Below are 19,077 nucleotides of genomic sequence, written 5' to 3' on the forward strand. Positions count from 1 at the left end.
ATCGGACCCGGGGAACGGACAGTGGACGTAGTCTTGAATCAGCGCGCAGACAGGCGTAATGGGACCCCGGACGGTTGAGATCGTCACCGTCAGTTGAGCGATGGGCATGATGAAGCAGCAGCAGCAGTCGATTACGACGCTCCCTCTGTCGCCGGAGGAGGAGCGGCGACGCCGCATGATCCGGTACACCGTGACCATGGGTATCCGCATGGTGTGTATCGTGATGATGCTCTTCGTGCAGGGCTGGTGGTTGGTGGTCTGCGCGCTCGGGGCCATCCTGCTGCCGTACTTCGCGGTCATCGCCGCGAACGTGCATGGCGACCAACGGTCCCAGACCGTGCTGCGTCCCGGCGCGGTGGCCGTGCTCCCCCGCCCCGGCGCGACTGGTCCGGATGACAGCAGCACAGACGACAGCAGCGCAGACGACAGCAGCGCAGACGACAGCGCTCCACACGACAGCAAGGACCCCCGGTGATTGGATTCGGCGCAGCACCGGAAACGACCAGTTGTTCCCGCGCCGGCTGCCGGGACACCGCGCTCTGGCGCCTGGACTGGCGCAATCCCCGCATCCACGCGGAGGACCGGGTCAAGACCTGGCTGGCCTGCGACGAGCACCTCGAGTTCCTGCGCGACTTTCTCTTGACCCGCGATTTCCCGCTCCGGGTGAGTGCTCTCACTCTCGATGAAGCGGAACCGGCGTGAACGGCTGGCGATTCCTGCTCTCCAGGCAATGGGCCGGCTACCTCGCGCTCACGATCGTGTTCGCCGTCGTGTGTTCGGGACTGGGCACCTGGCAGCTCGCCCGCCGTGCGGAGGCGCAGGCCGAGATCAGCCGGGTGGATGCGAACTTCGACGCCGAGGGGGTGCCCATCACCGAGGCCCTGCCCATGCTGGACTCCTTCGAGGAATCCCAGAAGTGGTTGCCCGTCACACTGACCGGAACCTATCTCACCGACGAGGAACTCCTCGTGCGCAACCGGCCGCTGAACATCAACCCGGGATTCGAGGTGCTCACTCCCCTGCTGCTGACCAACGGCGATGTCTTCATCGTCAACCGCGGCTGGATTCCCACCGGCGAAAACCAGAACGCACCGGACGCCGTGCCCCAGGCTCCCTCCGGTGAGGTCACCGTGATCGCCCGCCTCAAGCAGGGCGAGCCGTCATTGGCGGGGCGCAGCGCCAGCGGAAACCAGATCGCCACGATTAACCTGACCGAGATCGCCGACCGCCTCGGCACCGAGACCTACACCGGCGCGTACGGCCTGATGAAATCGGAGGACCCGGCTCCAGCCGAACGGCCGACGGCCGTCACTCGCCCGGTCCGCGATGAGGGCCCGCACCTCTCCTACGCCTTCCAGTGGTTCGTCTTCGCCCTGATGGCCTTCATCGGTCTCGGCTGGGCCGCCCGGCAGGAGTATCGCACCGTCAACGCCGACGTCCCGGAGGAGCAGGACCGGGCCGCTGAGCGTGCCCGTCGCCAGGCGGCCAGGCCGCGCAGCGATGCCGAGATCGAGGACGAGCTGATCGATCAGCGCCCTTAGCCTGGTCAGCTCGCCGGGAAACGAAAAAACCCGCCGCCCCGTGAGGGACGGCGGGTTTTCTTGTGCTGCATCAGGCCAGCGTGATCAGGTCCAGGTAGTCCTTGTTCCAGTGGTCCTCCGTGCCGTCGGGCATGATGAGCACCCGCTCGGGGTTCAGCGCCTCAACAGCACCCTCATCGTGGCTGACCAACACCACAGCGCCGGTGAAGTGCGCCAGGGCATCCAGGATCTCTTCACGGCTGGCCGGGTCCAGGTTGTTGGTGGGTTCGTCGAGCAGCAGCACGTTGGCGCCGGAGACCACGATCATGGCCAGGGCCAGACGGGTCTTCTCTCCACCGGAGAGAACCCCGGCAGGCTTGTGCGAGTCGTCGCCGGTGAACAGGAACGAACCGAGCACCCGCCGGGCTTCCATCTCGGTGATGTTCGGGGAGGAGGAGATCATGTTCTGAAGCACGCTGCGCTTCACGTCGATGGTCTCGTGTTCCTGGGCGAAGTAACCGATCCGCAGCCCGTGACCTGGCACGATTTCGCCGGTGTCGGGCTTGTCCACACCGGCGAGCATCCGGAGCAGGGTCGTCTTACCGGCACCGTTGAGGCCCAGGATGACAACTTTGGAACCACGGTCGATGGCGAGGTCGACGGCCGCGAAGATCTCCAGCGAGCCGTAGCTCTTCGAGAGGTCGGTAGCCATCAGCGGGGTACGACCGCACGGGGCAGGCTCGGGGAAGCGCAGCTTGGCGACCCGGTCGACTGCGCGCACGGCGTCGAGGCCGGAGAGCAGCTTCTCGGCGCGGGCAACCATCTGGTGCGCGGCGGCGGCCTTGCTGGCCTTGGCGCCGAACTTGGCGGCCTGCAGCTGCAGGGTCGACGCCTTCTTTTCGGCGTTGGCGCGTTCCTTTTTACGACGGTCGGCGTCGGCGACGCGCTGGCGCTGGTAGTTCTTCCAGTTCATGTTGTAGATGTCGATGACCATGCGGTTGGCATCGAGGTAGAACACCCGGTTGACGGTGTCGCCGACGAGTTCGATGTCGTGGCTGATGATGATGCAGCCGCCACGGTAGTTCTTCACGAACTCGCGCAGCCACACCACTGAATCGGCGTCCAGGTGGTTAGTGGGCTCGTCGAGGATCATGGTCTCGGCAGCGGAGAAGAGGATGCGGGCCAGTTCGATACGACGGCGCTGGCCACCGGAGAGGGTGCGCAGTGGCTGGTCGAGGATCCGGTCGGGCAGGTTCAGGTTGCTGGCGATCGACGCCGCTTCGGCCTCGGCCGCGTAGCCGCCGAGCGCGTTGAACTCGTCCGTGAGGGTGCCGTAGCGCTTCATCGCCCGTTCGCTGGTCTTGCTGTCGGTCGAGCCCATCTCGATGCCGGCCTGGGTGAGACCGAGCAAGATGGTGCCGAGCCCACGGGCATCGAGGATGCGGGTGCGCGCGAGCATGTCCGGGTCGCCGGAGCGGGGGTCCTGCGGCAGGTACCCGATCTCACCTGACCGCTCGATCTTGCCCTTGGTCGGCATGGTCTCCCCCGCCAGGGTCTTCGTCAGCGTGGTCTTGCCTGCGCCGTTCCGGCCGACCAGGCCGATCTTGTCGCCGGCGGACACCCGGAAGCTCACGTCCTCCATGAGGACGCGCGCCCCAACTCGGATTTCGAGATCTTGCACACTGAGCACAGCAATAGTCCATTCAGAGGGGAGTCGTGGGAGACGGCCGAACGTGGCCAATTCACCAGTATATTTGCTCGCGCGCCGTTTCTGAGCCGAAGTGGCGGAACCGATACTGCCGAGGCGGGTTTACCGGGCCGGCAACCGCCCGCTCGGCAGCACTCCGGGCAGCGCGGATCGCAGCCAGGCCGTGTAGGTTTCCCGCGACCAGCCCAGCCCGACAACCAGGGTGTGAAACACCTGAGGGTGACCGAGGGCCCAGATCGACGTCGCCGCCTCGTGGTCGCTCAGGCCGGACCGCAGGCCCAACTGCGCGCGGAGGGCACCGACGGCTTCGGCGTAGGCGTGCAGACTCCGGGCGGCCATGGTGACTTCGAGTTCGTGGATTTCAGGGTCGGTTCCGGCGGCCTCGTTCACCACCCGGTAGAGGGGCGCCGCCCGTTCGTTGTCGGCCGCGATCCAGCCCGCCAGGGCCCCGACGGCCGCGGCCGGTGTTGCGGCCCCGCTGATGCCGGCGGCGAGCTCGGCCACGGAACGTCCGGCGCCTCTTGATGCGGTATTGGCCGCGGCGAGAACCGCGGCAAGCACATCCACCTTTGAGCCGATGGTGTTGTAGATGGTTTGGACGGCCACGCCACCGCGTTCGGCGATGGCAGCGATCGACGTGCCCGCATAGCCGTGTTCCCGCATCAGGTCGGCCGCGGCCGTGACGATATCCCCCCGGGTGCCCGCCGTCTGAAGGTCTCGGCGGATCTGGCTGCGTGTTCGTGGGGTTTCCATCAGAATAGAATACCCCTCCATCCTTTGGCATGATGTTCCAAAGACCGATTCGGCGCGGCGCCAGCCCCCTGGATTGCGCGGCGACGCTGGTTAACGCACGAACCGCGCCGGGTTACGGATGCGGTGGCATCCGTCCCGGCGCGGGACAGGTAGTGCGGGTGCTGAGGTCGGTCAGATCGCGAAGCCCAGGGCTCGCATCATGTCGCGGCCGTCGTCGGTGATCTTCTCCGGACCCCACGGCGGCATCCACACCCAGTTGATACGGAACTGCTCCACGACGCCGTCCAGCGCCTCTGCGGTCTGTTCCTCGAGCACATCGGTGAGCGGGCAACCGGCCGAGGTGAGAGTCATGTGGATGATGAGCGCATCATTCTCGTCGTCCCAACCGAGGTCGTAGATGAGCCCGAGGTCCACGACATTGATGCCGAGTTCCGGGTCCATGACGTCCTTGAGGGCCTCTTCGATCTCGTCGAAGCGCGCCGGGGTGAGTGTCGAAACCATGGCTCTAGCCTACGGGCGTCTCGGCGAGGAAGCGATCGTAGCCTTCGTCTTCCAAACGGTCGGCAAGCTCCGGGCCACCCTGCTCGGCGATCCGTCCGTCAACGAACACGTGCACAAAATCAGGCTTGATGTACCGCAGGATGCGCGTGTAGTGCGTGATCAGGAGCAGACCGAGGCCGGTGTTCTCCTTGGCGCGGTTCACGCCCTCCGACACGATCTTCAGGGCGTCGACGTCGAGGCCCGAGTCCGTCTCGTCGAGGACGGCGAACTTGGGCTTGAGCAGTTCGAGCTGCAGGATCTCGTTGCGCTTCTTCTCGCCGCCGGAGAAGCCCTCGTTGACGTTGCGCTCGGCGAAGCTCTTGTCCATGCGCAGCTTGGCCATCGACTCGCGGACATCCTTGATCCAGGTGCGGATCGCCGGCGCCTCGCCGTCGATGGCGGTCTTGGCCGTGCGGAGGAAGTTGGTCACCGTGACGCCGGGAATCTCGACGGGGTACTGCATGGCCAGGAAGAGGCCAGCGCGGGCGCGTTCGTCGACCGTCATGGTGAGCACCTCGGCGCCGTCGAGCAGGATCGACCCGCTGTCGACGTGGTACTTCGGGTGACCGGCGATCGTGTACGCCAGGGTGGACTTGCCGGAACCGTTCGGTCCCATGATCGCGTGGATCTCGCCCTCGTTGATGGTGAGGTTGACGCCGCGCAGGATCTGCTTGGTGCCCTGGTCGGTCTCGACGCTGACGTGCAGGTCTTTGATCTCAAGAACAGACATTTTTCAGTATCTCTTTCGTTGTCCGCGTGGTGCGGGCTTCAGTGTGTGGGGCCGGGTGCGGCTGTGCCTATTCGGCGGGGCGCATCAAACGGCGATGGTGACCAGAGGATCGATGAAGACGTCGCCGTCGATCAGGTCGACCTTGTAGACGGGAACGGGCTCGTAGGCCGGCAGGGTCAGGGGACGCCCGGTCTGCAGGGAGAACTTCGAGCCGTGCGCCCAGCATTCCAGGGTGTCGCCCTCGACGAAACCCTCCGACAGCGAGATGTCGCCGTGGGTGCAGGTGTCGCCGATGGCGAAGACGGCGCCGTGGGAGTCACGGACGACGGCGATGTTCACGCCGCCGATCTCAACCTTGATGGCCTCGTTGGGTTCGAGTTCGTCGAGTGCACAAATCTTGGTGGACGCCATGTTCAGTTGCCTTCTGTTCCGCGGAGCTCGTCTTCGATGGCGCCCTGCAGGCGCTCCTCGAGCGGCTTCGATCCGATGTGCTGCACGATTTCGCTGAGGAAGCCGCGGACGACGAGGCGTCGTGCCTCGATTTCGCCGATGCCCCGGGACTGCAGGTAGAAGAGCTGCTCGTCGTCGAAGCGACCCGTCGCGCTGGCGTGACCGGCACCGAGGATGTCGCCGGTCTCGATCTCCAGGTTGGGGATGGAGTCCGCCCTGGTGCCTTCGGTGAGGACCAGGTTGCGGTTCTGCTCGTAGCTGTCGGTGCCCGGCGCGGTGCGGCCGATCAGCACGTCGCCGATCCACACGGTTCGGGCGCCGGCGCCCTGTAGGGCGCCCTTGTAGGTGACCCGGCTGCGGCTGTTCGGTGCGTCGTGGTTGACGTACACCTGCTGCTCGAGGTGCTGGCCTGCGTCGGCGAAGTAGAGGCCGAACAGCTCGGTGTCGCTGCCCTGACCGGCGAGGTGGACCGACGGGTTGACCCGCACGATGCCGCCGCCGAGGGAGACGACGACGTGCTTGAGGCGGGCGTCGCGGCCGATGGTGGCGAAGTGGTTGGCCAGCTGTACGGCGTCGGCGTTCCACTCCTGCACGGTGACGACCGTGAGGTTCGCGGATTCGCCCACGATGATCTCGACGTTCTCGGAAATGCGGGCGTCGCCGGTGTTCTGCAGGATCACGACGGCCTGGCTGAACGGCCGGGCCTCGATGATGGTGTGCGCGGCACGGGGCGCGGAGCCGAGGTTCGCCCGGGTGAGCGTGATCTCCTTGGCTTCCTCGCCGCTGACGGTGATGGCCAGGGCCTTCTCGAAGGTGCTCCAGGCGTTGGCGGCGGCGCGTTCTTCCGGCGCGCCGGCGGTGCCGATGCGGGAATCCGTGCGGTCGACCCAGGAGACGTCGACGTCGGCGTGCGACGCCGTGTCGATGTCATAGGCCGAGCCGTCCAGAACCCCGCCGGTCAGGTCGGTGAACTTGGCGACCGGAGAAAGTTTCCAGACCGCTTCCCTGCCGGTGACGGCGGGGAAGTCGGCGACGTCGAAGCTCTTGAACCTGGCGGATCTGGTCTGCACGGGGACGAAGCCGAAGCGGCCGTCCGAGTGCTCCTTGATGCCGTGCTGTTCCGCGGTGGGCAGAGCCTCTGACGAGGTAGGTGAGGACGTGGGGGCTGTTGAAGTCGAGGCGGCGGACATTTAGCCGACGGATCCTTCCATGCCCATTTCAATGAGCTTGTTGAGTTCGAGGGCGTACTCCATCGGGAGCTCCCTGGCGATTGGTTCGATGAAGCCGCGCACGATCATGGCCATGGCTTCGTCTTCGGGCATGCCGCGGCTCATCAGGTAGAAAAGCTGTTCTTCGCTGACTCGCGAGACCGTGGCCTCGTGGCCGAGCTGAACGTCGTCGACCCGGATATCGATGGCCGGGTAGGTGTCCGAGCGGGACTGGGTGTCGACCAGCAGGGCATCGCACCGCACGGTGTTGGCGGAGTGGTGCGCCGTGGCATCCACGCGCACCTCTCCGCGGTATCCGGCGCGGCCGCCGCCGCGGGCGATCGACTTGGAGACGATCGAGGACTGGGTGTACGGGGCCATGTGGATCATCTTGGCGCCGGCGTCCTGGTGCTGGCCGGGTCCGGCGAAGGCGACGGACAGGGTCTCGCCCTTGGCGTGCTCCCCCATCAGGTAGATCGACGGGTACTTCATGGTGACCTTGGAGCCGATGTTGCCGTCGATCCACTCCATGGTGGCGCCCTCGGCGGCTGTGGCGCGCTTGGTGACCAGGTTGTAGACGTTGTTCGACCAGTTCTGGATCGTCGTGTAGCGAACGCGGGCGTTCTTCTTGACGATGATCTCCACCACGGCGGAGTGCAGCGAGTCCGACTTGTAGATCGGGGCGGTGCAGCCTTCGATGTAGTGCACGTAGCTGCCCTCGTCGGCAATGATCAGCGTGCGCTCGAACTGGCCCATGTTCTCGGTGTTGATCCGGAAGTAGGCCTGCAGCGGGATCTCAACGTGCACGCCGGGCGGCACGTAGACGAAGGAGCCGCCGGACCACACGGAGGTGTTCAGCGCGGCGAACTTGTTGTCACCGGACGGGATGACACTGCCGAAGTACTCCTCGAAGAACTCCGGGTGTTCCTTGAGCGCGGTGTCGGTGTCCATGAAGATGACGCCCTGGGCTTCGAGTTCCTCGTTGATCTGGTGGTAGACCACTTCGGACTCGTACTGGGCGGCGACGCCGGAGACCAGGCGCATGCGTTCGGCTTCGGGGATGCCGAGCTTCTCGTAGGTGTTCTTGATGTCGTCGGGCAGGTCTTCCCACGTCTGGGCCTGCTTCTCGGTCGACCGCACGAAGTACTTGATGTTGTCGAAGTCGATCTCGGAGAGGTCTGCTCCCCAGGTCGGCATGGGCTTGCGCTCGAAGAGGGCCAGGGCCTTCAGCCGGCGTTCCAGCATCCAGGCCGGTTCCTGCTTGAGGTTCGAGATGTCGGTGACAACCTCGGGCGAGATACCGCGGCGGGCGGAGGCGCCGGCAGCGTCGGAATCGGACCAGCCGAATTCGTAAACCCCCAGCCCGTCAAGCTCGGGTCGGTTCAGCAATACGTCAGACATCTTTACCTCTTCTCCTACCCACATCAACCCGGATATCAGTCCGGTCATTCCCGTACCGAGCGCATCGGCCGACCGTTTGGTCGGACGTGCACGGCGGTCCGCGCGTGAGTTGTGTGGATGGCTATGTTGCGTACCTAAGATGAACAGGGCCGGTCGTGCGGCGTTGGACGAGTGAACGTCGCGCACACGGAGCCCGTGAAACACCTAATTCTACAGGCTAGTGATCGTATTAGTAGTGCGACCCGGCGTATTCACATACGCGCGCACCAGCAGGGAGCAGAACCCGTGAACCGGATTATCGAGTGGTTGCCCACCCAAGTGGACCGTCGCCTGAGGGTGCTCGGCTGGGTGTACCTCGCCGCGCAGATCTTCCTGGTCGGCACCGGTGGGCTCGTCCGCCTCACCAGCTCCGGCCTCGGCTGCCCCACCTGGCCCAAGTGCACCGCCGACTCGATCGTGAACACGCCCGAGATGGGCATTCACGGTGTGATCGAGTTCGGCAACCGACTGCTGGGTGTTCTGCTCGGCCTCGTGGCGATCGCCGCGTTCGTTGCCGTGCTGAGGATGCGACGCAGCCGCCCGGATCTGTTCCGGCTCACCCTGCTGGCCGGTCTGGGCATCCCGGCCCAGGCCGTCATCGGCGGAATCAGCGTGCTCACCCAGCTGAACCCGTACGTGGTCGGGTTGCACTTCGTGATCTCCGTCGGCCTGGTCGGCCTCTGCACGGCATTCGTCTACAGGCTGTACACCACACCGGGGCCGCGCGAGCGGGTGGTCCCGCTCGGATTCCTGATCGTGACGCACCTCACCAGCTTCGCCGTGGCGGTCACCATTGCCGTCGGCATCCTCACCACCGGCTCCGGGCCGCACGCGGGCGACGCCGACGCGCCCCGCAACGGCCTGGACTCGGAGCTGCTGCAGCACGTGCACAGCTGGCCCGCTTACGTCACCGTTGCCCTGACCGTCGTCCTCGTCGTCTGGGCCGTCACCCGCCGCCTTCCGGTGCGCCGCTGGGTCGTGCTGCTCCTGGCGGTCGAGATCGCCCAGACCGCCGTCGGCCTGATCCAGGCGAACCTCGGCCTGCCCGCCATCCTCGTCGGCATCCACATGGTGCTGGCCTGCGTGCTCGCGTCGGCGATGACCGCCGTGGTGCTGAACCTCAAGCAGCCCGTGGTGTCGGACGCTCCCCCGGCGCCGAAGGCTCCCGCGGAGTCCCTCGCTCGCTGACCAGCGCCGCTCACGCGCTCGCCTGCGCTCCAGGACCCTCTCGAGAGCGGTGACACGGTCACCTCGGCGTGCTCGAAGCAGCCACATCCCCGCTTTCGCGGCCGGCGTGCCCCAAGAGAGCGCGTGGCCCGGCTCGGAGCTGGGCCCGCTTAGAAGGGCAGCAGCGGGTCGACGCCCACGGCGACGAAGACCAGGGTGAGGTACGCGATCGAACCGTGGAACACCCGCATCGGCGACACGTGCTCGTGGCGGATGGCGAGGTTGTAGAGGCGGTGGGTCTCGTAGATGAACCAGGCACCCGAACCGACCGCTACCAGGGTGTAGAGCAGTCCCATTCCGGCGATGGGCACCAGCAGCAGCGAACACGCCACGGTGGCCCAGGCGTACAGGATGACCTGCAGGCCAACCTGCGCGCGTCCGCGCACCACTGACAGCATGGGCACTCCGGCGGCCTGGTAGTCGTCGCGGTACTTCATTGACAGCGGCCAGTAGTGCGGCGGTGTCCAGAGGAAGATGATCATGAACAGGATGAACGGCGGCCAGGACAGGTCGCCGGTCACGGCGGCCCAGCCGATCAGCACGGGCATGCAGCCGGCGACACCGCCCCAGACGATGTTCTGCGCGGTGCGGCGCTTGAGGATCATCGTGTAGAAGACCACGTACAGCAGGATGGCGCCCAGCGACAGTGCCGCGGCGACCCAGTTGGTGAACAGGGCCAGCCAGGCGATCGAGATGCCGCCGAGCACCCAGGCGAACACCAGGGCCTGCCGGTCGGTGAGTTCGCCGGTGACCAGCGGACGGCCCTTGGTGCGGTTCATCAGGCGGTCGATGTCACGGTCGAGGTAACAGTTGAACGCACCGGCCGAGCCCGCGCTGAGCGCACCGCCGATGAGGGTGGCGAGCACCAGCCACAGGTCCGGGATGCCCCCGGTTGCCAGGATCATCGTCGGGGCCGTCACGACGAGTAATAATTCGACGACGCGAGGCTTGGTCAACGAAATGTACGCACGGATGGTGTTCCGGATCCGTTCGTTACGATCCGTCACCCCGTGTTCGCGGGGGTTCTCGGCCATCTCGGGTGCTTCTCGTGCGCTTCGCATATTGCCGCAATTCTAGATCATCCTGCCGTCTCTCACGCCCGGGTCTTCAGTGCGACATCGCCGCAATGCTCGCGAAACAACGTCACCAAGCCGGGGTCCGTATACTTGAATGGCTCGCCAATCTAAGGTGCATGCAACCGTGAGCCACCTGAAACGGGCACTCTCTTGCGCACCTCGATGCCGATAACGACGTCGGCGGGCAATTACTCTCCAGCGGCGCGGGAAAATGAGCGTGCCGCCTTGACGGATTCAGAAGGGTCAGTTCACGTGGCAGCATTGCAGTGGGATTCCATCGACAACAGGGCAGTTGACACCGCCCGCATCCTCGCGGCCGACGCCGTGGAAAAGGTCGGGAACGGCCACCCGGGTACCGCCATGAGCCTCGCCCCGGCCGCGTACCTGCTGTTCCAGAAGGTCATGCGTCGCGATCCCGCTGACAACGAGTGGATCGGCCGCGACCGGTTCGTCCTCTCGGTCGGCCACAGCTCACTCACCCAGTACGTGCAGTTGTACCTCGGCGGCTATGGCCTCGAGCTCGACGACCTCAAGGCCCTGCGCACCTGGGGCTCCAAGACCCCCGGCCACCCCGAGTACGGCCACACCGACGGCGTCGAGATCACCACGGGTCCGCTCGGCCAGGGGCTCGCCTCCGCTGTGGGCTTCGCCTACGCCTCGCGTTTTGAACGCGGCCTGTTCGACCCCGAGGCCGCGGCCGGCACCAGCCCGTTCGACCAGTTCGTCTATGTCATCGCCGGCGACGGCGACCTGCAGGAGGGCATCACCGCCGAAGCGTCCTCGCTCGCCGGTCACCAGCAGCTCGGCAACCTCATCGCGATCTACGACTCCAACCAGATCTCGATCGAAGACGACACCAACATCGCCTTCACCGAGGATGTCGCGGCCCGCTACGACGCCTACCACTGGCACGTGCAGACGGTGGACTGGAAGAAGACCGGCGAATACGTCGAAGACGTCGCCGCTCTCAACGACGCCATCGAGGCGGCCAAGGCCGTCACCGACAAGCCGTCGCTGATCATCCTCAAGACCATCATCGGCTGGCCGAGCCCGAAGAAGCAGAACACCGGCAAGATCCACGGCTCCGCCCTCGGCGCCGAGGAACTCGCCGGCGTGAAGGAAATCCTCGGCTTCGACCCCGAGAAGACCTTCGAGGTGTCCGACGAGGTCATCGCACACACCCGCAAGGCCCTCGACCGTGGTGCAGAGCAGCACGCCGAGTGGACCGTGCGCTTCGACGCGTGGGCCGCAGCGAACCCGGAGCGCAAGATCCTGCTCGACCGCATCCTCTCCGGCGACCTGCCCGACGGTGTCGAGGCGGCCCTGCCCGTCTTCGAGGCCGGCACCGAGGTCTCCACCCGCGCGTCGTCCGGCAAGGTGCTCAACGCACTCGGCCCGGTCATCCCCGAGCTGTGGGGCGGCTCGGCCGACCTCGCCGAGTCGAACAACACCACCATCAGCAACTCCGCCTCGTTCATTCCGAGCGAGCACTCCACGGGTGAGTGGACGGGCAACCCGTACGGCCGCGTCCTGCACTTCGGCATCCGTGAGCACGCGATGGCCGCGATCCTCAACGGCATCGTGCTGCACGGAAACACCCGCCCGTTCGGTGGCACGTTCCTGATCTTCAGCGACTACATGCGCCCCGCCGTGCGTCTGGCCGCACTCATGAAGGCGCCGTCGATCTTCGTCTGGACCCACGACTCCGTCGCCCTCGGCGAGGACGGCCCCACCCACCAGCCGATCGAACAGCTCGCGTCACTTCGCGCCATCCCCGGACTCGACGTGGTGCGCCCCGGCGACGCCAACGAGGTGTCCTGGGCCTGGAAGACGATCCTCGAGCGTCGCAACGGCCCGGCCGGCATCGTCCTGACCCGCCAGAACATCCCGGTGTTCGAGCGCGGAGACGGTGACGCAACCGGCGACACCTTCGCCTCGGCCAAGAACGTCGCCAAGGGCGCTTACGTGCTCGCCGAAGCACCGAACGGCACCCCCGATGTCATCCTGATCGCCACCGGTTCCGAGGTACAGCTCGCCGTCGCTGCCCGCGAAGCGCTGAAGGCTGACGGCATCAACGCACGGGTCGTGTCGGTACCGAGCCTGGAATGGTTCGAGGAGCAGTCCGCCGAATACCGCGAATCCGTTCTGCCCAAGGCGATCACCGCCCGGGTTTCGGTTGAGGCCGGAATCGCGTTGACCTGGCACAAGTACGTCGGTGACCGCGGCCGCAGCGTCTCGATCGAGCACTTCGGTGCCTCGGCCGACTACAAGACCCTGTTCCGCGAATTCGGCATCACCACCGAAGCCGTCGTCGCCGCCGCCAAAGAATCCCTCGCCGCGCTCTGAGCGCGACACCCATTAGCGCAGCATTCAAGGAGATTTGATTTTCATGACTGAAACCACCCCCACCGCCGCACTCTCGGCCGCCGGCGTCAGCATCTGGCTGGACGACCTGTCCCGCCAGCGCATCCAGTCCGGCGGACTGAAGACGCTCATCGCCGAAAAGAACGTCGTCGGCGTCACCACCAATCCGACGATCTTCGCCGGCGCGCTGAGCAAGGGCGAGGCGTACGCCTCCCAGGTGGCCACGCTGGCCGCCGCCGGCACCACCGTCACCGACGCCGTGTTCGAGATCACCACGGATGACGTCGCCGCAGCCTGCGACATCTTCCGACCGATCTACGACGCCACCAAGGGCTTCGACGGCCGCGTCTCGATCGAGGTCGAGCCCGGCTTCGCCCACGATGCCGAGAAGACCCTCGCCCAGGCTCAGCAGCTCTGGAACAAGGTCAATCGTCCGAACGCGATGATCAAGATCCCCGCGACCGTCGAGGGCCTCGAGGCGATCACCGAGACCATTGCCCTGGGCATCAGCGTCAACGTCACCCTGATCTTCAGCCTCGAGCGGTACCGCGCTGTCATCAACGCGTACCTCAGCGGCCTGGAGAAGGCCAAGGCTGCCGGCATCGACCTGTCGACGATCCACTCCGTGGCGTCCTTCTTCGTGTCGCGTGTCGACACCGAGATCGACAAGCGCCTCGCGGCCGTCGGCACCGATGAGGCCCTCGCCCTGCAGAGCAAGGCCGGCGTCGCCAACGCCCAGCTGGCCTACCAGGTCTTCGAGCAGTCCTTCACGACCGAGCGTGCCTCCGGGCTCCTCGCGGCCGGCGCCAACAAGCAGCGTCCGCTCTGGGCATCCACCGGCGTCAAGTCGGCCGACCTGCCCGACACCCTCTACGTGACCGAACTGGTCGCCCCCGAGGTCGTCAACACCATGCCGGAGAAGACCCTCGAGGCCACCTTCGACCACGGTGTCATCGTCGAAGGCGCCGTCACCGGCGCCTACGAGGCAGCCAACGCTGTCCTGGACGCCATCGCCGCGCAGGGTGTCTCCTACGACGACGTGACCCGCGTCCTCGAAGAGGAAGGCGTCTCGAAGTTCATCATCTCCTGGAACGAACTGCTGGACACCGTCACTGCAGCACTCGAGGCCGCCAAGTGAGCTTCCACATCTCGGTGAGCGGCGCGGCCGCTGAGGCCGTGCGCACCGTGGTGCCGACCCTCGTGGCCGACCTCGTCGCCTCCGGCATCACGTCGCTGGACCCCGCCCTGTGGGGCCCGGAGGCCGAAGAAGAAGCCGGCAAGCGGCTCGGTTGGACCGAGTCCGTCGTGACCTCGCGTCCCCTCGTCGCCGAGATCCTCGCTCTGCGCGAGGAACTGCACGCCAAGGGTGTCAGCCACATCGCGCTGGCCGGCATGGGCGGTTCGTCGCTCGCACCAGAGGTCATCACGCTCACCACCGGCGTGGACCTGACCGTGCTCGACGCCACCGACCCCGGCCAGGTGCTCGCGGCCCTCAACGACCGACTGGAGTCGACCGCCCTCGTGGTGTCATCCAAGTCGGGCGGGACCGTCGAGACCGACAGCCAGCGCCGTGTCTTCGAACGCGCATTCCGGGACCTCGGTATCGACCCCGTTGACCGCATCATCGTGGTCACCGATCCCGGCTCGCCTCTCGAGGCGTCCGCGACCGAGGCCGGCTACCGCGTTTTCAACGCCGACCCGACGGTCGGCGGTCGTTTCTCGGCGCTGACCGCGTTCGGCCTGGTGCCGTCCGGTCTGGCCGGCGTCGACATCGGACAGCTGCTCGACGAGGCCGAAGCGGTCTCGTTGGCGCTGGCGGTCGACTCCGTGGACAACCCCGGGCTGATCCTCGGTGCGGCCATCGCCTCGACCAGTCCCCGCCGGGACAAGCTGGCCATCGTTGCCGACGGCACCCACATCGTGGGTTTCGCCGACTGGGCCGAACAGCTCATCGCCGAGTCGACCGGCAAGATCGGTACCGGCATCCTGCCCGTCGTGCTCGATCTTGACGCACCGGAGCTCACCGCGGCGCTGCCCGACGTGCAGATCGTGCGCGTTGTGGCGGATGCCGGTGACGAGGTCTTCGTCGACCACGACGGTGCAGACGAGATCCGCGTCAGCGGAACCCTCGGCGCGCAGTTCCTGGTCTGGGAATACGCGACGGTCATCGCCGGCCGGTTGCTCGGGATCAACCCGTTCGACCAGCCGGACGTCGAATCCGCCAAGATTGCGACCCGGGGCCTTCTGGACTCGCGTCCGGAGCCCGAACCCGCGGCGTTCATCTCCGACGGCATCGAGGTTCGCGGCACGCCCCACGTGATCGGTGCCGCGAGCGACTTGGCCAGCGCCATCGACGCGCTGCTCGAGGAACTCGGCCCCGACGGGTACGTCGCCGTGCAGGCCTACGTGGACCGTCTGGCGCTCCCCCAGCTCGCCGAGCTGCGTGGTCTGCTCGCGACGTTGTCCAAGCGCCCGGTCACGTTCGGCTGGGGACCCCGGTTCCTGCACTCCACCGGTCAGTTCCACAAGGGTGGCACCCCCACCGGTGTGTTCCTGCAGATCCTCAGCACCCCCGCTGAGGACCTCGACATCCCTGACCGTCCGTTCACGTTCGGTGAGCTCATCCAGGCTCAGGCCGGTGGCGACGCCAGCGTCCTCGCCGACAAGGGCCGCCCCGTGCTCACCCTGACGTTGACCGACCCGGCCGCGAACATCAGCACGCTGTTCAACGCGCTCCGCTAAGTCACGTCTTCGCGCCGTACCGCATAAATCCTCGAAGGAGCTGCATGTCCCCGGTGGAAATCACCCCGGAGTTCAATCCGTTGCGTTCGCCCTCCGACTATCGCCTGAACCGGATCGCGGGGCCCTCCAGCCTCGTCATCTTCGGCGTTACAGGAGACCTGTCGCGGAAGAAACTCATGCCCGCCGTCTATGACCTGGCCAACCGGGGGCTTTTGCCGCCGGGGTTCGCCCTCGTCGGGTTCGCCCGCCGGGATTGGGACAACCAGGACTTCATGCAGGTGGTGCACGACTCTGTCAAGGAGTACGCACGCACCGAGTTCCACGAGGATGTCTGGGCCCAGTTGGCCGAGGGCATCCGCTTCGTGCCGGGCACCTTCGACGACGACGCCGCGTTCGAGCTCCTCAAGGAAACCATTGAGGAGCTCGACCGCGAGCGGGGAACCATGGGCAACCATGCGTTCTACCTGTCGATCCCCCCGAAGGCGTTCCCCCAGGTGACCGAGCAGCTGCGCAGGTCCGGCTTGGCGGAGCAGAAGAACGGTCAATGGCGACGTGTCGTCATCGAGAAGCCGTTCGGTAGCGACCTCAAAACGGCTCGCGAGCTCAACGACGTCGTCGAGTCGGTCTTCCCGGCCGATTCGGTGTTCCGCATCGACCACTACCTGGGCAAGGAGACGGTGCAGAACATTCTGGCGCTGCGCTTCGCGAACCAGTTGTACGAACCGATCTGGAACGCCAACTACGTCGACCACGTGCAGATCACCATGGCCGAAGACATCGGCGTCGGCGGACGTGCCGGCTACTACGACGGAATCGGCGCCGCCCGCGACGTCATCCAGAACCACCTCCTGCAGCTGTTGGCCCTCACCGCGATGGAGGAGCCCATCTCCTTCGACGCCGCCGACCTGCGCACCGAGAAAGAAAAAGTCCTCGCCTCCGTGCGCCTGCCGGAAGACCTGGCAACGGGGACCGCCCGTGGCCAGTACGCCGGCGGCTGGCAGGGTGGCGAGAAGATCCTCGGGTTCCTCGAGGAAGACGGCATGAACCCCGAGTCGCTGACCGAAACCTACGCCGCTCTGCGCCTCGAGATCGACACCCGGCGTTGGTCGGGTGTGCCGTTCTATCTCCGCGCCGGCAAGCGCCTCGGCCGCCGGGTCACCGAGATCGCCGTTGTCTTCAAGCGGGCACCGCAGTACCTCTTCGAGAAGAGCCAGACGGCCGCACTGGGCGAGAACGCCCTGGTCATCAGGGTCCAGCCCGATGAGGGCGTCACGATCCGGTTCGGCTCTAAGGTTCCCGGTGTCGGCATGCAGGTGCGCGACGTGACCATGGACTTCGGCTACGGTCACGCGTTCACCGAAGCCAGCCCCGAGGCTTACGAACGTCTGATCCTGGACGTGTTGCTGGGCGACCCGCCGCTCTTCCCCCGCCACGAGGAAGTCGAGTTGTCCTGGAAGATTCTCGACCCGATCGAAGAATTCTGGACCACCCAGGGCCAGCCGGAACAATACCGACCCGGAACCTGGGGGCCCGCATCAGCCGACGAACTGCTGTCACGAGACGGCCGGAACTGGAGACGCCCATGATCGTCGATCTGCCGGACACCACCACGGCCAAGATCTCCAAGGCACTGGTGCGCATCAGGGAAGAGGGCGGCGCTGTCGCCCTCGGCCGGGTGCTCACCCTCATCATCGCGGCCGAGCTCGGCCACGAGGAAGATGCCATCGAGGCCGCGAACGATGCGTCACGTGAGCACCCGATGCGGGTCATCGTGCTCTCCACCCAGGCAGAGGGCACCGCAGCGCACGAACCCAGGGTGGACGCCGAGATCCGGGTCGGCGGAGACGCCGGCGCGAGCGAGGTCATCGTGCTGCGCGCCTACGGTGACGCCGCCAGCGACCCGGAGAGCCTCGTCACCGGACTCCTGCTGCCCGACGCCCCCGTCGTGGCGTGGTGGCCCGGCGAGGCCCCTGCGGTGCCCGCCGAGTCGCCGTTGGGACGCATCGCCTACCGGCGAATCACCGACGCGTCCGCTCAGCCCGACCCGCAGGCCGCTCTCACGCGCATCTGTTCCACCTACCGGCCGGGTGACACCGACTTCGCCTGGACGCGGTTGACCCTGTGGCGTGCTCAGCTCGCCGCGGTGTTGGACCAGCCGCCGTACGAGTCCATCACCGCCGTGTCCGTCAGCGGTGCGCTGGACTCCCCCTCCACCACCCTTCTCGCGGCCTGGTTGCAGCTGCAGCTGCAGGTGCCGGTCGACTACGAACTCACGTCGGGCCAGCACGCGAACGGCATCCACGGCGTGCACCTCACCCGGGCGTCCGGGGTGATCTCGCTCGAGCGCGAGGTCCCCGGCATCGCCACCCTCACGCAGTCCGGCCAGCCCGTGCAGGACCTGACCCTCAAGCGCCGCAGCCTGCGCGACTGCCTGAGCGACGAGCTGCGCCGCCTCGACCCCGACGAACTGTACGGCGAGGTCATCACCCGCGGCCTGCCCCAACTGGCGGGTCCCACCACATCGACCGGAGACCACTCATGACACACGACAGGCGCGTGCTCGTACACGCCGACAAGTCGGCCCTGATCGACTCGGTCGCCGCCCGATTCATCACCAAGATGGCCGACATCCTGCACGAGCAGGGACACGCCCACGTGGTCCTGACCGGCGGAACCGTCGGAACCGGTGTGCTCGAAGCCATCAACGCCTCCCCCGACCGCGACAGCGTGGACTGGGCCAAGATCGACTTCTGGTGGGGCGACGAGCGCTGGGTTCCGCGCACGCACGCCGACCGCAACGAGGTACAGGCGCGTGCGGCATTGCTGGACCATATCGACATCCCCGCAGCGAACGTGCACTCGTTCCCGGCGTCGGATGAGGGCCTGGACCTGGATGCCGCCGCCGATCGTTACGCGGCCGAGCTCAAGACCCAGGCGGCACCGGATTCTTTGGTGCCCCAGTTCGACGTCACTTTCCTCGGGGTCGGGCCTGACGGCCACATCGCGTCGCTTTTCCCGCACATGCAGGGTATCCGGGAGAACGACCGCACGGTCATCGCGGTGCTGAACTCCCCCAAGCCCCCTTCGGAGCGGCTCAGCCTCACCCGATGGGTGATCAACTCGTCCGAGCGCATCTGGCTCGTTGTGTCCGGCACCGACAAGGCGTCGGCGCTCGGCCTGGCGCTGGCCGGCGCGAGTCGTGACGAGGTGCCCGTCGCCGGCATCCGCGGTCGCCACTACACCGATTTCTTCGTCGACGGCGAGGCCGCCGCGGAGGTTCCGGAGAACCTGATCGCTCAGCCGCACTGAGCCCGTCAGA

The 19,077-nt window shown here is 66.4% G+C and carries 18 protein-coding genes; 10 read left to right on the top strand and 8 right to left on the bottom strand.

What is annotated here, in order from left to right; all coding sequences use genetic code 11:
• Positions 1 to 106 precede the first annotated feature (106 nt).
• Genes E3O60_RS13515 through E3O60_RS13525 form a run of 3 tightly spaced genes read left to right on the top strand, consistent with a single transcriptional unit; the run spans position 107 to position 1,541 of the window.
• Positions 107 to 475 carry a DUF3099 domain-containing protein gene (locus tag E3O60_RS13515; RefSeq protein ID WP_241983658.1) on the top strand — a complete coding sequence of 123 codons (369 nt, stop codon included), beginning with the start codon at positions 107 to 109 and terminating at the stop codon, positions 473 to 475.
• The gene (locus tag E3O60_RS13520) at positions 472 to 702 is read left to right on the top strand and encodes a hypothetical protein (RefSeq protein ID WP_088456229.1); all 231 of its coding nucleotides are present in this window, start codon (positions 472 to 474) and stop codon (positions 700 to 702) included. The genes E3O60_RS13515 and E3O60_RS13520 overlap by 4 nt, the downstream gene beginning before the upstream one ends.
• Positions 699 to 1,541 carry an SURF1 family protein gene (locus E3O60_RS13525; protein ID WP_134498388.1) on the top strand — a complete coding sequence of 281 codons (843 nt, stop codon included), beginning with the start codon at positions 699 to 701 and terminating at the stop codon, positions 1,539 to 1,541. Before E3O60_RS13520 ends, E3O60_RS13525 begins: the two co-directional genes overlap by 4 nt.
• 70 nt (positions 1,542 to 1,611) lie before the next feature.
• Here the strand turns inward: E3O60_RS13525 and E3O60_RS13530 are convergent, their stop codons facing one another.
• The 7 genes from E3O60_RS13530 to sufB form a co-directional block, all read right to left on the bottom strand.
• Positions 1,612 to 3,210, bottom strand: coding sequence for an ABC-F family ATP-binding cassette domain-containing protein (locus tag E3O60_RS13530; protein WP_134498390.1), 1,599 nt, complete (start codon positions 3,208 to 3,210; stop codon positions 1,612 to 1,614).
• Between the two features lie 120 nt (positions 3,211 to 3,330).
• Positions 3,331 to 3,981, bottom strand: coding sequence for a TetR/AcrR family transcriptional regulator (locus E3O60_RS13535; RefSeq protein WP_166788996.1), 651 nt, complete (start codon positions 3,979 to 3,981; stop codon positions 3,331 to 3,333).
• Between the two features lie 171 nt (positions 3,982 to 4,152).
• Positions 4,153 to 4,482: a metal-sulfur cluster assembly factor gene (locus E3O60_RS13540; RefSeq protein WP_088456233.1), complete on the bottom strand. Its 330-nt coding sequence runs from the start codon at positions 4,480 to 4,482 to the stop codon at positions 4,153 to 4,155.
• Positions 4,483 to 4,486: 4 nt separating this feature from the next.
• A complete protein-coding gene (sufC, locus tag E3O60_RS13545; RefSeq protein WP_088456234.1) occupies positions 4,487 to 5,251 on the bottom strand; it encodes a Fe-S cluster assembly ATPase SufC in 765 nt (254 codons plus the stop codon).
• An 84-nt stretch (positions 5,252 to 5,335) separates the two neighbouring features.
• A complete protein-coding gene (locus tag E3O60_RS13550; RefSeq protein WP_088456235.1) occupies positions 5,336 to 5,662 on the bottom strand; it encodes a non-heme iron oxygenase ferredoxin subunit in 327 nt (108 codons plus the stop codon).
• Between the two features lie 2 nt (positions 5,663 to 5,664).
• Positions 5,665 to 6,891: a Fe-S cluster assembly protein SufD gene (sufD, locus tag E3O60_RS13555; RefSeq protein WP_134480027.1), complete on the bottom strand. Its 1,227-nt coding sequence runs from the start codon at positions 6,889 to 6,891 to the stop codon at positions 5,665 to 5,667.
• The gene (gene sufB / locus E3O60_RS13560) at positions 6,892 to 8,310 is read right to left on the bottom strand and encodes a Fe-S cluster assembly protein SufB (RefSeq protein WP_088456237.1); all 1,419 of its coding nucleotides are present in this window, start codon (positions 8,308 to 8,310) and stop codon (positions 6,892 to 6,894) included.
• A gap of 285 nt (positions 8,311 to 8,595) precedes the next feature.
• Here sufB and E3O60_RS13565 point away from each other — a divergent pair, with 285 nt between their 5' ends.
• Positions 8,596 to 9,537, top strand: a complete 942-nt coding sequence (locus tag E3O60_RS13565) for a heme A synthase (protein ID WP_103459812.1) — start codon at positions 8,596 to 8,598, stop codon at positions 9,535 to 9,537.
• 149 nt (positions 9,538 to 9,686) lie between these two features.
• On the opposite strand, the gene E3O60_RS13570 is transcribed toward E3O60_RS13565, so the two are convergent.
• A complete protein-coding gene (locus tag E3O60_RS13570) occupies positions 9,687 to 10,610 on the bottom strand; it encodes a heme o synthase (protein WP_088456239.1) in 924 nt (307 codons plus the stop codon).
• A 294-nt stretch (positions 10,611 to 10,904) separates the two neighbouring features.
• Here E3O60_RS13570 and tkt point away from each other — a divergent pair, with 294 nt between their 5' ends.
• Genes tkt through pgl form a run of 6 tightly spaced genes read left to right on the top strand, consistent with a single transcriptional unit; the run spans position 10,905 to position 19,067 of the window.
• Positions 10,905 to 12,998, top strand: coding sequence for a transketolase (tkt, locus tag E3O60_RS13575; protein ID WP_088456240.1), 2,094 nt, complete (start codon positions 10,905 to 10,907; stop codon positions 12,996 to 12,998).
• Between the two features lie 43 nt (positions 12,999 to 13,041).
• Positions 13,042 to 14,154, top strand: coding sequence for a transaldolase (gene tal, locus E3O60_RS13580; RefSeq protein WP_088456241.1), 1,113 nt, complete (start codon positions 13,042 to 13,044; stop codon positions 14,152 to 14,154).
• Entirely contained in the window at positions 14,151 to 15,758 is a 1,608-nt protein-coding gene (locus E3O60_RS13585) for a glucose-6-phosphate isomerase (RefSeq protein WP_088456242.1), read from the top strand. Before tal ends, E3O60_RS13585 begins: the two co-directional genes overlap by 4 nt.
• Positions 15,759 to 15,802: 44 nt before the next feature.
• Complete coding sequence (gene zwf / locus E3O60_RS13590; RefSeq protein ID WP_088456243.1) at positions 15,803 to 17,344, top strand: glucose-6-phosphate dehydrogenase; 1,542 nt, start codon at positions 15,803 to 15,805, stop codon at positions 17,342 to 17,344.
• Positions 17,341 to 18,300, top strand: coding sequence for a glucose-6-phosphate dehydrogenase assembly protein OpcA (locus E3O60_RS13595; protein WP_088456244.1), 960 nt, complete (start codon positions 17,341 to 17,343; stop codon positions 18,298 to 18,300). The genes zwf and E3O60_RS13595 overlap by 4 nt, the downstream gene beginning before the upstream one ends.
• Positions 18,297 to 19,067 carry a 6-phosphogluconolactonase gene (gene pgl / locus E3O60_RS13600; RefSeq protein ID WP_134480030.1) on the top strand — a complete coding sequence of 257 codons (771 nt, stop codon included), beginning with the start codon at positions 18,297 to 18,299 and terminating at the stop codon, positions 19,065 to 19,067. The genes E3O60_RS13595 and pgl overlap by 4 nt, the downstream gene beginning before the upstream one ends.
• Positions 19,068 to 19,077 lie beyond the last annotated feature (10 nt).

Source organism: Cryobacterium sp. TMB1-7, from assembly GCF_004402435.1.
GTDB lineage: Bacteria > Actinomycetota > Actinomycetes > Actinomycetales > Microbacteriaceae > Cryobacterium > Cryobacterium zongtaii.